8 protein-coding genes and 1 pseudogene are annotated in these 14,453 nt (G+C 40.2%); 4 read left to right on the top strand and 5 right to left on the bottom strand.

What is annotated here, in order from left to right:
• Positions 1 to 45: 45 nt before the first annotated feature.
• Positions 46 to 3,348 (bottom strand): PAS domain-containing hybrid sensor histidine kinase/response regulator, encoded by a 3,303-nt coding sequence (locus CRI9333_RS24700; protein WP_015201851.1) that lies wholly within the window; start codon positions 3,346 to 3,348, stop codon positions 46 to 48.
• Between the two features lie 154 nt (positions 3,349 to 3,502).
• On the opposite strand from CRI9333_RS24700, the gene CRI9333_RS03880 reads away from it, so the two are divergent.
• Together CRI9333_RS03880 and ccmS are read left to right on the top strand one after the other, a co-directional pair.
• Positions 3,503 to 5,293 carry an ABC transporter ATP-binding protein gene (locus tag CRI9333_RS03880; protein ID WP_015201850.1) on the top strand — a complete coding sequence of 597 codons (1,791 nt, stop codon included), beginning with the start codon at positions 3,503 to 3,505 and terminating at the stop codon, positions 5,291 to 5,293.
• Positions 5,294 to 5,451: 158 nt separating this feature from the next.
• Positions 5,452 to 5,886, top strand: coding sequence for a beta-carboxysome assembly chaperone CcmS (ccmS, locus tag CRI9333_RS03875; RefSeq protein ID WP_015201849.1), 435 nt, complete (start codon positions 5,452 to 5,454; stop codon positions 5,884 to 5,886).
• A gap of 34 nt (positions 5,887 to 5,920) precedes the next feature.
• On the opposite strand, the gene CRI9333_RS03870 is transcribed toward ccmS, so the two are convergent.
• From CRI9333_RS03870 to CRI9333_RS03860, 3 genes are all read right to left on the bottom strand, one after another.
• Positions 5,921 to 6,805, bottom strand: coding sequence for an alpha/beta fold hydrolase (locus CRI9333_RS03870; protein WP_041225930.1), 885 nt, complete (start codon positions 6,803 to 6,805; stop codon positions 5,921 to 5,923).
• 180 nt (positions 6,806 to 6,985) lie between these two features.
• Positions 6,986 to 8,296, bottom strand: a complete 1,311-nt coding sequence (locus tag CRI9333_RS03865; RefSeq protein WP_041226319.1) for an ABC transporter ATP-binding protein — start codon at positions 8,294 to 8,296, stop codon at positions 6,986 to 6,988.
• Positions 8,297 to 8,539: 243 nt separating this feature from the next.
• On the bottom strand, positions 8,540 to 9,946 hold the full coding sequence (locus tag CRI9333_RS03860) for an aromatic ring-hydroxylating dioxygenase subunit alpha (RefSeq protein ID WP_015201846.1): 1,407 nt from the start codon (positions 9,944 to 9,946) through the stop codon (positions 8,540 to 8,542).
• Between the two features lie 165 nt (positions 9,947 to 10,111).
• On the opposite strand from CRI9333_RS03860, the gene CRI9333_RS03855 reads away from it, so the two are divergent.
• Entirely contained in the window at positions 10,112 to 11,362 is a 1,251-nt protein-coding gene (locus CRI9333_RS03855) for an FAD-dependent oxidoreductase (RefSeq protein ID WP_015201845.1), read from the top strand.
• 55 nt (positions 11,363 to 11,417) lie between these two features.
• On the opposite strand, the gene CRI9333_RS03850 is transcribed toward CRI9333_RS03855, so the two are convergent.
• Complete coding sequence (locus CRI9333_RS03850; RefSeq protein ID WP_015201844.1) at positions 11,418 to 14,000, bottom strand: DNA gyrase/topoisomerase IV subunit A; 2,583 nt, start codon at positions 13,998 to 14,000, stop codon at positions 11,418 to 11,420.
• 118 nt (positions 14,001 to 14,118) lie between these two features.
• On the opposite strand from CRI9333_RS03850, the pseudogene CRI9333_RS03845 reads away from it, so the two are divergent.
• Positions 14,119 to 14,325 (top strand): annotated as a pseudogene (locus tag CRI9333_RS03845) (response regulator); the annotation flags it as partial.
• Between the last annotated feature and the right edge of the window lie 128 nt (positions 14,326 to 14,453).

Here is a 14,453-nt window from a genome sequence, read left to right as displayed (position 1 = left end):
CAATCACGTCGCAAAAAAGCCGACAAGTTGAGTAGAAGTCATTAATTAACCTCGTTGGTATTCTAGTGGCAAAGCTATCTTAACCTTTTGATATTCAGCTTGAATTTGTGGCAATTTTTCTTGAGCTTGTGTAATATTTCTTTCAGCACTAATAATTTCTAACTGTTTACACAAATTAGATAAAGCGATCGCACCTAAACAAGCACTCCCAGATTTTAGCTTGTGCGCGGCGGCTTTTAATGTTTCTAAATCTTGATTAACAATTGCTTCACTCATTGAAGATAACAGTTTATCCGACTCATCTAAATAAGTATCTACTACCTGCGTCATAAACGCTGTATCACCAGCAGCCAAATTTAGGACTGATTGTAAAATTTTGGGATCAATTACTGATGACGTGCTCTTGGCAATAGTTGTCTCTTCTCTAGGTATAACGCTTTTTACCTCAATTGCCAGACATTTATTTAAGGCAGCAACCAATTCTTCTACCCGCACTGGTTTACTTAAATAATCATCCATTCCCGCTTCCAGACAAGCTTCTTTATCTCCCTGCATAGCATTAGCAGTGATAGCAATAATTCGCGGTTGCGGGCAAGATGTGGTATTTTGACGGATGCTACGAGTAGCTTCTAGTCCGTCCATTTCCGGCATCTGCACATCCATCAATACCAAATCATAGGGCTGACGGTGCAAAGCTTCTAACACTTCAAAACCATTATTCGCAATATCAGCACGATATCCCATTCGCTCTAACATTAACAGAATCATTTTTTGATTAACTACAAAATCTTCTGCTACCAAAATTCGTAAAGGTATTCGTGTAGCTAAATGCGGATCGAATTTAGCTTGATTAGGATGGTATGAAGTAAGTTTAATTGATTGCCCCGTAAAAATAGCAACTAAAAGATTATAGAGTTGAGATTGTTTAACTGGTTTATTCAAAAAACCTGCAAAATCAGCTTCTGAATTTTGCTCTGTTATTTGATCATTGCCCAGAGAATTTAGCATTACTAAAGGCAAGTTTTGACAGCTAGGTAACTGGCGAATCGCTGATGTCAACATTACCCCATCCATTTCTGGCATCTGTCTATCTAAAATAGCTAAATCGAATTGTTCTGCTTGCAACAAACTTAAAGCTTCCTGAACCGAAGTAGCCGCGCGGGTAATAATTTTCCAACATTGCATTTGTAAAATCAAAACTTGTTGATTAGTAATATTATTATCAACAATTAAAATTCGTTTACCACTTAAGGGATGAATCTCTTTGGTATTATGAATATCGGCTTGGTCTTGAGTAGATTCCACGATTAAAGTGAAATTAAAAGTTGAACCACGATCAACCTCACTTTCTACCCAAATTTGACCGTCCATTAATTCTACTAACTGTTTGCTAATTGCTAATCCTAATCCTGTACCTCCATAATGGCGAGTTGTTGAAGAATCTACTTGACTAAATGATTGAAATAATTTTTCTATGCGATCGTTAGGAATACCGATTCCTGTATCCTTAATAGCAAATTGAATTTCGTATTTTTGTGGGAAGTTATCAACTTCTGATAGTTTGCTTAAAATTTTAGTTGTGACTGTGACAACAACTTCACCTGCTGGCGTAAATTTAACAGCATTACTCAATATATTTACAAGGATTTGACGCAAGCGATTATGATCACCCACAATTGTTTTTGGTGTGGGAGGATAAATTAAATAAGCTAATTCTAATTTTTTTTCTCCAGCTTTACTAGCTATTAAGTCTAAAGATTCTTCAATACAAGCACGCAAATTAAACGGATATTGATCTAAATCTAGTTTTCCTGATTCTATTTTAGAAAAATCTAAAATATCATTGACTAATGTTAGTAACGCCTCACCACTACTCCGAATTGTTTCCGTAAAATTTTGCTGTTGTGGATCAAGGTGTGTATCTAATAACAACGTAGTCATACCAATTACTGCATTCAGGGGAGTGCGAATTTCATGGCTCATATTAGCCAAAAATTCACTTTTAGCACGAGTGGCTGATTCGGCGGCGATTTTCGCTTGTTCTAAGACAAATTCTGCTTGCTTGCGCTCAGTAATATCTTGTATTTCTCCGATAAAATATAAAGGATGATTATGGCGATCGCGCACTAATGAAACATTTAATAAAACCCAAACACTCTGACCTTCTTTATGCAAATAACGCTTTTCCATCTGATAAGTTGGGATTTCGCCCTTTATCACTTTTCGGGCATAATTTAAATCTCTTTGTAAATCATAGGGATGAGTAATATCCTGTAAATTTATTTGTAATAACTCTGCTTCCGAATAGCCAACAATTTTACAGAAAGCCTGATTAACTTGCAGCCAGCGTCCCTCCAAAGATGCTAAAGCTTTTCCAATTGCTGCATTGTTAAATGATTGACGAAAGCGTTCCTCGCTCTCTCTTAATTTATCCTCAGCTTGTTTACGCTCACTAATATCTAACAAAGTAACAACCGCACCAAGTTTTTCACCTTTACGATCAAAAATTGCTTGTCCACTTACTAATAAAGTACGTGGTATACCATTTTTAGGAAGAGTAATTATTTCATTATTTTTAATTTGTTCTCCTTGTAAAGCCCGAAATAGGGGAAGCTCTTCTACCGTCATTAATGTTTTGCCATCAGACAAATATAAATCGTAGTATTCTGACCACTTCTCAGGAGCAAGCGGTTCTTGTGGTAAACCGTACAACTCAATTGTAGTTCTATTAAATAAAGTTAAATTTCCTTCAGCGTTGCAAGCCACAATTCCAACTTGTAAATTGTCGAGTAAAACCTTTAAAAAGTTTCGTTCTTTATATAAAGCTTCTTCAGTTTGTTTGCGTTGGCTAATATCATTACCAATCAATACAAAACCTGTGACCTTTCCTTGATCATTCCGCAATGCTGTTACTGATAACAACACGGGAAAGCGTGACCCATCTTTACGAATGTAAGACCATTCTCGTTCTTCGATTTCACCTCGCCTAGCTTTAGCCACCAATACTTCAATACTAGGCTCAATACCAATTGCTAATTCTTGAGAAAGTTCTTGCGCCCTCAGAATTACTTCATTAATATCATGAATAATTGCTGGAGTCGTTTTACCCACTACTTCTACAGCAGAATATCCCAACATTTTTTCTGCACCTGCATTAAAAGTCAGAATAGTTCCGTCTACAGCAGTAGAAATAATTATGTAATTAGCACTATCTAAAATTGCCTGTAAATCTTTAAATTTATCTTCGGCATTTTTACTTTGTTTTATTTGTTTACTGAGTAGATAAGAAACTAATACAAATACCCCTAAAATTAAACTAAATCCGCTAACAATAAAATTTGCGATCATAATTTATAATTAGATTTCGACTAGAGTTATGAGTTTCAGAAGACACTGTATCCAGAACCCGTAATTTAACTAAAGTGCCTACTTACTTAATATCACTCCTTATTTGAACAAATTGGCGTTACCCTAAGAAAATGTTGTCACAATTTAGCAATCTATGCCTGGTAGGTTCTCGAAACCGCAACAAAATGAATCAGTGTATCCGTTGCAGCGTTTAATTGACTATGGACGCGGTTATCGTGTACAAATATATCAAGCGATCGCTTGCTCAACCCTAAACAAAATTTTTGACCTTGCACCACCAGCTTTAATTGGTGCGGCGGTGGATGTAGTTGTCAAAAAACAAGACTCCCTAATTGCTCAATTAGGTGTTAAGGATGTTTTTCAGCAATTCCTCATTCTTTCTTTCCTCAGCTTGATAATATGGGGTCTAGAATCAGTATTTGAATATGCTTATGCTAGACTTTGGCGCAATTTAGCACAAAATATTCAGCATAATTTACGCTTAGATGCTTACTCCCACCTGCAAGAGTTAGAATTAGCTTACTTTGAGGAACGCAGTACAGGCGGTTTGATGTCGATTCTGAGCGACGATATCAACCAATTAGAACGCTTTTTAGATATTGGCGCAAATGAAGTAATTCAAGTATCTACCACAGTAATAGTAATTGGTGGTGCATTCTTTATTTTGGCTCCTGGTGTCGCTTGGTGGGCGATGCTACCGATGCCTTTTATTTTATGGGGTTCGATTGCATTCCAAAAACGCCTTGCGCCTTATTATGCCGAAGTACGGGAAAAAGTAAGTTTACTTAATAGTCGTTTTAACAATAATTTAAGTGGCATTACGACGATTAAAAGTTTTACTACTGAATTTTATGAGCAAGACCGGATTAGATTAGATAGTGAAGCTTATAGACACAGTAACAGAAGAGCGATCGCACTTAGTGCTGCATTTGTCCCCTTAATTCGCATCATCATTTTATTCGGGTTCACAGCAACTTTGCTACTAGGTGGAATGGATGCAGTTGCAGGGAGAATGTCTGTAGGTACTTACAGCGTATTAGTCTTTCTCACCCAACGGTTACTTTGGCCCTTGACGCGATTGGGTGATACTTTGGATCAGTATCAACGTGCAATGGCATCTACAAATCGGGTATTTAATTTATTAGATACTCCAATTACTATCCACTCAGGACATTTATCACTACCTTCAGTACGTGGCGAGGTGGAATTAAATAATGTTACCTTTGCCTACAAAGGTAGAGATACAGTTATCAAAAATCTCTCACTGTATATTCCTGCGGGTAAAACTATTGCAATTGTTGGTTCTACTGGTTCTGGTAAGAGTACGCTTGTAAAACTATTACTAAGATTGTACGAAATAGAGCAGGGAACTATTACAGTTGATGGTGTGAATATTCAGGATTTGCGATTACAAGATTTACGCCGTGCGATTGGTTTAGTTAGTCAGGATGTGTTTTTATTTCATGGCACAGTAATCGAAAATATTATCTATGGTACTCCGGATGCTACATTACCTGAAGCGATCGCAGCCGCAAAAGTAGCTGAAGCCCACGAATTTATTATCAATTTACCTAACGGCTATGACACGATTGTAGGCGAACGAGGGCAGAAATTATCAGGAGGACAACGACAAAGAATTGCCATTGCGCGGGCGGTTTTGAAAAATCCACCGATTTTGATTTTAGATGAAGCGACATCCGCAGTGGATAATGAGACAGAAGCAGCAATACAGCGATCGCTCGAACATATTACAATTAATCGAACAACAATTGCGATCGCGCACCGTTTATCTACCATCCGCAATGCTGATTGTATCTATGTCATGGAGCAAGGAAAACTGGTAGAATCTGGACGACACGAAGAACTATTAGAGCAAAATAAGCTTTATGCTAGTCTGTGGCGTGTCCAGTCAGGTATAAAATAAACAGATAAATATTATTGTAGGGGCGGGTTCACCTAGATCTAAGCATCCCACAAAAATATAAATTAAACCCGCCCTACTTCTAGGTCAAAATCAACCTTGACAATGAGTTATGCCAGAATACCCGCCCACTGATAATTGATAATTGATAATTGAAAAAGATGTTTGGTAGCACACCACCGGAAACTGGAGATAATCGCTGGAAACGCCAGTTAGATTTATTTGTTAAAGAAAACAAACAAGAATTGGCTGCACTGTCTTGGGGATTGTGGTTAGAAAATCAAGATACTCAAGGAACTATTGGTATTAACTTAAAACCCACACCACACTTTGTATATTGCCCAAAATCAGCAATAGAGGCACTTAATAATAACGTTGAAAACAAACTTCAAGAAATTTTAGGATTAGTAGATGCACATAATCCTGAAAAAGAAGTTCTAATGATTGGAATTGGCGAGGATCAAATTAAGCTAATTAACTTTGAGCCAGAAATTGCACCACCTACTTGTTATGAGCAAGCTGCAACTGATGTTTATACATTATTAGATCAATTAGAGGAACGTTTGAATCAGCACATAGAGCCTGTAAAAAATTAATAGACTTCTTGTAATTAATGTTCATAACGCCCACCTACTTAGCAAATTGCTTAAGATGTTCGGCAGTAATCTGTGGTTTTTCTAAATGAGGAACATGACCACAATCTTTAATCCAAATTAATTGAGAATTGGATATAGCTTGCTGAAACTTATAGGCATCGGCAATACCTAAGATGCGATCGCGTTCTCCCCACAAAATCATTGTATCTTGTGAAATGTGTGCTAACTTGTTAGCAAAAGAGCTATAACCACCACTTTTAGTAAAAGCAATTAAAGCTTGGTTCCAATTAGACATCTCTAAGTGGAGTGCTGCACAAATCTGTGCGTCTAAGGAAACAAAGCTTTGATCGTGATAAGCAGTTTCACTGACTTTTTTTCTAACTTTAGGGCTGCGTAAAAATGAAGTAGCTAAGTGTCCTAGAGGTGGAAATAAAAATTTACTTAAAGCTGAACCTCCTTTAAAACCTGCGCTATCAATCAATACTAGCTTTTGAACTGCCTCTGGATAAGCTAGGGTAAAATCAATTGCTGCTGCACCTCCCATCGAAGCACCTACTAAAATTACAGGCTGCTGAATTAAGGTTTTCCAGAAATAATAGAGATGGGTCTTGATAGCTGTAGGGCTAAATGGAATACCTGCGAGTCTTTCGGTAAATCCAAAACCGAGTAAATCTAATGCCCAAGTTTCATTGTGGTTAGCCAGCAAAGGTAAGAGGCGACGGAACTCAAACAGAGAGCTATCAAAGCCGTGTAGTAAGACGATAGGCGTTCCGCCACTACCCTGACGTACATAGGTAGTGGGAATTGGTGTGAGGCTTAAGGAAGTGGCGATCGCTTCACGTTGAATACCTTGTGCCAGAGCAATGGAAGTAGGTTCTGTAAGCTGCTCAACTAACGCAGGCAGAAAATTAGCAAACATGAATTTTGATTGATTTGTCATGGGTTATTGTTAATTAGTCATTGTTATATTAATAATTGATAATTGTTACTCCCTTCCCGCTATGGCGAATACCTATTTTAAAAACCGCCAAGACGCAAAGAACGCCAAGAAAGAAGAAGAATATAATCGGTAATCTTTTAATGGGAAGGGAGTAATTGTTTAAGGTCGTATTGCTAGACCAGTATCTATATCAAACAAATGAATTTTATCTGGTGTTAATGATAACCAAAGTTCTTCACCCAGCCTGACAGGGCGATCTGGTGGAATTCTTACCTGTAGGTTAGATGCAGTTTTAACATCAGTTAAGCGAACAGCTAAATATGTTTCGTTGCCCAAAGCTTCTACTAATTCAACTTGCACAAAGAGATTTTTAGTAGCAGGAACACCAATGCTGAGGTGTTCTGGTCGAATGCCTAATAGCAAGGATTTTCCATCATATTTTTGCAATATTGGCTCCCAAATTTCTGGCAGGGTGAAGCGGAATTGGGAATGAGTAATTACTAAAGGTGCTTTAAATTGAACGGGAATAAAATTCATTGGTGGTGAGCCAATAAATTCCGCAACGAAGCGGTTAGCAGGGCGGTTGTAGAGTTCTAGAGGTGTAGCAATTTGCTGAATTTGTCCAGCATTCATCACAGCGATGCGATCGCCCATTGTCATTGCTTCGGTTTGGTCGTGGGTAACATAAATAGTCGTTGTACCTAGTTGCCGTTGCAGTTTGACAATTTGAGCGCGAGTTTCGGCGCGAAGTTTGGCATCTAAGTTAGATAAAGGTTCATCCATTAAAAATACTTGCGGGTTACGTGCGATCGCGCGTCCCAGCGCCACTCGCTGTCGTTGTCCCCCAGATAATTGTTTTGGCAGTCGGTTTAAAAATGTTTCAATTTGCAATAGTTGGGCAACATGACGCACTTGCTGCTGAATAGATTTTTCCCTTGGAGTCGTGTAACGCAGCCCTTTAGGAAGCGATCGCGTTGTTTCTACTAACAAATTCTCTGCCCACAAAGGTAAAGATTTCTTACCTTCTTCTGTCCGGCTTGCTTGCTCCTCTTCTCCCCTACCCATACGTCGCAGACCAAAGGCAATGTTGTCATACACTGTCATGTGGGGATATAAGGCGTAATTTTGAAACACCATAGCGATGTCTCTTTCCTTGGGTGGTAAATCATTAATTAAGCGATCGCCCACCCAAATATTGCCTCCCGTTAAATCCTCCAGTCCTGCAATTACTCGCAGCAACGTGCTTTTACCGCAACCAGAAGGACCAACCAAGACCATAAATTCACCATCTGCGATCGCCAGGTTAATTCTCCGCAAAACCTTTGTACCCGATGCCGGAGGTGAAGTATCTACTGCAATTAGTGGCGCTTCATCTGTAGGTGTTAAAGGTTCTGCTACTGGAGTAACAACCTGCTCATCTTTGCGAGATGAAAAGCTTTTATATACGTTTTCGATTACAACCTGTGCCACTGTAGATTCTTGTACCTTATTTAAAAAACAAATATCGTAGGCTTCTTGCAAAAATTCAGATATACCATCTGTGTAAATCTCGTGTTTATCTGTGTTCCATCTGTGGTTAATTATCTAAAATTTGACTTATGCAACAGGTTTAGTATTTGGTTGGCTTATAGGAGATTATTTTAGCTTGGGTGGTGCAGACAGTTCTGCTATCACCTAAGAGTAGAGACGTACTATGGTACGTCTCTACATTAACTACTTCTGATTATCTGGCAGATTTCGAGGTGGGACTTCCCGCCCCCGCTCAAATCGCCCCTCTAAATGTCCCAGCCATAGCCATGCAGAGCCAGCTATTAAGGGAATAATCACCGAGGCAATTGTAACGAGCATCGTCGGTTGCCCAAAAGCCGAGTTAAACAAAGGTAGCATAGTTAGTGCGATCGCACCGCTAACCCCTATCCCCCACCTGATTCGTTTAATATTCCTAAGTGCCTGACTGCAACTAGCGCATTTAATTGTGTGGGAGTGGTAGCGGTCAAGTAAAACCTCTGTAGATAGAGGTGGCGAGAAGGTTTCCTCTGGAAATGGATCGGCTTGGTACTCGTTTACCCACTTACGCAACGCGGTTACAAAAGTATCCGCACGAGTCGGCAAATAAAATGCTTTAGCGAAGTTAGCACCGCCACCCTTAGCTGCTAGATAACGCTCTTGGTAGTGCAGGAAGATCTGATCATCTTCCAAAACGTTATTCTGTCCAAGATGGGAGTACCAGCGCGGCGTAAGTTTCAGGAATAAACCAGGCAATTTTGAGGAAAACTTAAATGGAAATCGCGCAAATATGCGACATTCTCCCTTGCGAATAGGAGTTGCGTAAACAACAGTTAAAGTTCTGCCAAATTGTTTCGAGGTCAAGTCATGCCACATTAAAGCTGGGGCAATAAAAGTGGTAAATTGTTTTCCCAGCGTACCTTTACGGGGACCTTCTTCCCAAATACCTTTAAAACCTTGTTTGTCGGATGCCACAACTTCCAATTCTACCGGAGCAGCATTAGTTCGATTACCAACGGAACGGTGATGAGTAAAGGGAACGTGACTAGCATCAAGAACATTTTCTAATAAAGTCAGGGCATCGTAGGGTAAATCCCGAAAAGTGTTAAGGCAAATCCACCCATCAGGGGACTCCTCTATCGGTTCAATAATCGGAACTTTGACATTAAAAGCGTTTTCCGGTTCACCTGGATAAATAAACAACAATCCTTGGCGTGTGACTGTAGGGAATGAGGCTACACAAGCTCGTTGGGATGCGTGGGCTTTGTTTTCTGCTTGCTGTTGAGGGATGCGATCGCACTTACCCTCTCCAGTAAACGCCCAACCGTGATAAGGGCATTCCAGCAACCCATCCTCAGCAATTCTGCCTTCTGAAAGCGGTGCTAGTCGATGAGGACATTGATCTGCCAACGCCCGCCAACTATTTCCTTGTTTGTCCCACCAAATTACTAAATCCTGACCTAGTAGTGTGAACTTACTCGGTTTTGATTTGTCGAGATCCTCAATGTAGAAGACAGGATACCAAGCTTCCTTGCAGTCAAAACGAGCAGGGTCATTTCCACCAGCTAGAAACTGATCAGTTTGTGTTGTTTCGATCCGCTTTTCAGCCAGCATTATTAAAAGTTGCCTTGATTATAAAAGTTTTTCTTTATATATCGTAACAATTCACTTGAATTGGCAACAATCTACAGCGCTCTTAAAAATCGAGCCTGCCCATCTCAAATAAGGCGATCGCTTGTGCCATTTTGGTAGTAACTAAGCTTTAAATATTTCCCGATCATGGATAGTACTACAACCGTAAAACAAGCTGACACACCAGCAACCGCCCATGAAATTTTGGATGTACAGCAAACAAATTGCTGCATTGTAGGTGGAGGTCCTGCTGGTGCTGTTCTCGCGCTTATTTTGGCACGTCAAGGCATCCCAGTCATGCTACTGGAAGCCCACAAAGACTTTGAGCGCGACTTTCGGGGTGACACAATTCATCCCTCAGTCATGGAGATTATGGAGGAACTAGGATTAGCCGATAGACTCTTAGAGTTGCCCCATTCCAAGCTGCATCAACTGACTATCACTACAGAAAATGACTCAGTTACAGTAGCTGATTTCAGCCGCCTAAAAACTCGGTATCCATACATCATGGTGACACCCCAAGTTAAATTTCTCAACTTCATCACCGACGAAGCAAAACGTTATCCCAACTTTGAATTAATCACAGGGGCAAATGTACAGGAAATAATTGAGGAAGATGGAATCATTAAGGGTGTGCGATATCGTGGACATGGTGGTTGGCATGAAGTCAGGGCAGTTCTTACCGTTGGTGCAGATGGTCGTCACTCTCGCTTACGTCAACTAGCTGGCTTTGTACCAATTGAAACATCACCACCAATGGATGTGCTATGGTTTCGCTTGCCTCGCAAAGCAGAGGAAGCTGAAGGTTTGAGTGGTCGGTTTGGTAAAGGTCATATCGTAGTTTTACTTGACCGTTCTGAACAATGGCAGATTGCCTATGTTATCCCCAAAGGTCGTTATCAACAGTTACGGACTGCTGGTTTAGAGACGCTACGCCAATCACTTGTGGAAGTTGTGCCAGAGTTGAGCGACAGGGTAGAACAACTGCAAGATTGGTCACAAGTTGCTTTTCTCTCAGTAGAGTCTAATCGTCTTACTCGTTGGTATCGCCCTGGACTATTATTAATTGGTGATGCTGCCCATGTGATGTCGCCAGTTGGTGGCGTAGGGATTAACTATGCTATTCAGGATGCAGTTGTAGCTGCAAATATTTTGAGCAATGATTTAAAAACTGGCACAGTTAAAGTTACTCACTTAGCTGCTGTACAGCGACATAGAGAAATACCGACGCGCGTTATTCAGGCGTTTCAGTCTGTAGCCCAACAGCGCATATTTGCTCGTGTTCTCAATTCAGATCCGTCTTTTCAGCTACCAGCTTTTCTACGGATACCGATTCTGCGTGACTTACCAGCTAGATTAGTAGCTTTTGGCATTTGGAAAGTCCACGTTGACAATTAACAATTATCAATTATCAATTATCAATGGTCATAGTTTCCAATATATTGTTAACTGTTTACTGGTCATTGCTAATTGCTAAAGAAATTATTTTTTCATCTGAATTTAGTTGAATAATGCGATCGCCTGTGCCATCTTTACCCAATAACGGTACTTGATCGGCATTCAATCGCAAATAACGCTGTGTACTGGTTACTAATACCACTTCCGATGCTGGCTGCACTATTATTACTCCAGCTATAGCATCCTGCTTGCTGGTAAACTGAAACGATTGAGTCCCAATATCTGCACGATTTGCTAATCTTAAAGCGTTTATCGGTAAACGTTTACCATATCCGAGTTGGGAAACTAGCAACAAGTTATCATTTATACTGACACTCATAGCACTAACTAAATGTTCTGCCCGACCAAGACGTAATGCTTGTAAGCCTTGCGCTGTGCGTCCCATTACAGGCAATTGTTGATCGTTCACTAAAAATCGCAGTAGTCTACCACCAGAAGTTGCTAATACTACCTGTTGACGCTCTTTGGTGAAGTTAACAAAAGATAATTTATCATCTTCCTTTAGTTTGATTAGTGTTAAACCACGATTAGTTAAATTAGTTAGTTCAGAAGCTTGTAGACGCTTAATTTGCCCTTTCTGAGTCACTAAAACTAAGTTAGCGTCTTTTGGTGCATCTGAAAGGAAAAAGTGTTTTACTATATTTTCTGATGCTGCGGGTAGCAAGGTAATTAGTGGTGTTCCCCGTGAATTACTCGATGTTGGGGGAATGTCGCGCACTTTTACGGGGTAAGCTTTACCACTACTCGTTAATACTACTAGCTCTGCTTGTGACCCAATTATATTAGTATTAATTACAAAATCATTACTAGCTTTTGAACCAGCAGATTTACCACCATTTTTAGGTAGTCGTCGCACATACCCCTTTTGGGTAAATTCCAAAACAACTTCTGTTTCTGGAGGTTCAGTATTAATAATTTCTAGTTGTGCAGACGATTCATCAATTTTTGAGGTTTTAGTAGTAGCAGATGACTTGCGGCGTTTGGGGGCTAAATCGCTGCTAACTTCTGCCTGCTGAGTTTTTGCTGTGCTAACTGGAGTTTTTTGATTATTAACAATTATTTTAGTGCGGCGAGGATCGGTATATTTACGTTTTATTGCTCTTAAATCTTTTTTAAGATTTTTTAATAACTCTTGGCGATCGCTCAATAACCGATTTAACAATTCGATTCTTTTACTTAACTCGTCAAACTCGCTTTGTAAGTTTTTCCTTTCTAAACCCGTCAAACGGCGCATCGGCATTGATAAAATTGCGTCTGTTTGAGCATCACTAAAATTAAACTGGCTTTGTAAGGTAACTTTTGCAGTACTACCATCAGGAGCCTTTCTGAGTAAATCAATTATGTCATCTAACTGACTTAATGCCGTTAGCAATCCTTCTACTAAATGTACACGCCTTTGAGCTTGTTCTAATTCATAGTTATATTGCTTCGTCAGGGTTTGTTCGCGGAAATTGAGAAACTCCTCCAACATTTGGCGCAGAGTTAACTGGCGAGGTTGCCCATCTACTAATGCTAGTAAAATCGCTCCAAAGTTACTTTGTAGTGCTGTTTGCTTATAAAGTTGGTCTAGAACTTTATGGGGATTAGTATCGCGTTTAATTTCTATTACTACGCGCATTCCTTCGCGATCGCTTTCGTCCCTGAGATCGGCAATTCCCTCGATTTTGCCATGATTTACCAGTTCTGCTACCTTTTCAATCCAAGCTGCCTTATTTACCTGGAAAGGTAACTCTGTCACCACGATGGGTATCCGTCGCTGACGCGATCTTTTCGATTTAGTAGCAGTAGCAGAGCTAGATTCTGATTCACCATCCTCAATGTTAGCAACTCCCCGCAACGGGATACTACCACGTCCAGTTGTGTAAGCTTCTCTAATTCCTTCAAGTCCCAGAATTTCTCCACCTGTGGGAAAATCTGGACCTGGAATTATTTCCCATAACTTCTGATCGGGGAGATCGGGTTTATCAATTAAAGCAACTAAACCATCTACCACTTCACCCAAATTATGTGGGGGAATATTGGTTGCCATACCAACAGCGATACCCGAAGAACCGTTGAGTAATAATATTGGCAATTGTGCTGGTAATACAGTTGGTTCTTGTTGGGAGTTATCGAAGTTTCCAATAAAATCAACCGTTGCTTCACCAATTTCACTCAGTAACCCTTCATGGCTAATTGGGGAAAGGCGCGTTTCAGTGTAACGCATAGCTGCGGCTGGGTCGTTATCTACTGAACCAAAGTTGCCATGACCAGCAAGCAGTGGATAACGGCTAGAGAAGTCTTGCACCATCCGCACTAAGGCATCATAAACTGCCTGATCGCCGTGAGGATGATATTTACCTAATACATCCCCGACTACACGGGCGCATTTCCGGTAAGGTCGATCTGGAGTTAAACCGAGTTCGTGCATTGCATATATAATGCGCCGATGCACTGGTTTTAAGCCATCGCGGACATCAGGTAAAGCTCTCCCAACAATCACACTCATGGCATATTCAAGATAAGACCGTTGCATCTCTGTATGCAGTGGTGTGGGGATAATCTGACCGCCTGCTAGCAGGTTCAGTTGTTTTGCCATGAGTTCTGTTTCCTATTTACCTGTATTGATCGGAAATTAAGCCTCGTCTGACCAAGGTTCGTTTGTACTACTGTCCACAATAAGATGGAACCGGACGCTTATTATATTCCACTGATATATAAAATCTCTATCACAAGTTAAAACGGTTCTACTTGTAGAAAATGATCCAATTAATGCCCGCATTTTTGCCAAAATTTTGCTCAAGCGGGGCGGTTTGGAAGTAAAGCATACTGAAGATGTTGCAGAACTGATACAGCTTGCCCAGTCTGAGAAAGCTGATCTACTTTTGATGGATGTTTCCTTGGCTAACAGTGTTTGCAGAGGAGGCAGAGGGGCAGGGGAGCAGAGGAGCAGAGGAGCAGAGGGAGAGAGGACTTGTCCACCAACCTGAAAATATGCAACTTAAATACTTGTTAACTTGGCAATATTTTCAAATAAATTTCTTGGGTAAAG

This window comes from Crinalium epipsammum PCC 9333, from assembly GCF_000317495.1.
Taxonomy (GTDB): Bacteria; Cyanobacteriota; Cyanobacteriia; order Cyanobacteriales; family PCC-9333; genus Crinalium; species Crinalium epipsammum.
Note: the sequence above shows the minus strand (reverse complement) of the source record. Positions and strands in the feature narration are given on the sequence as shown.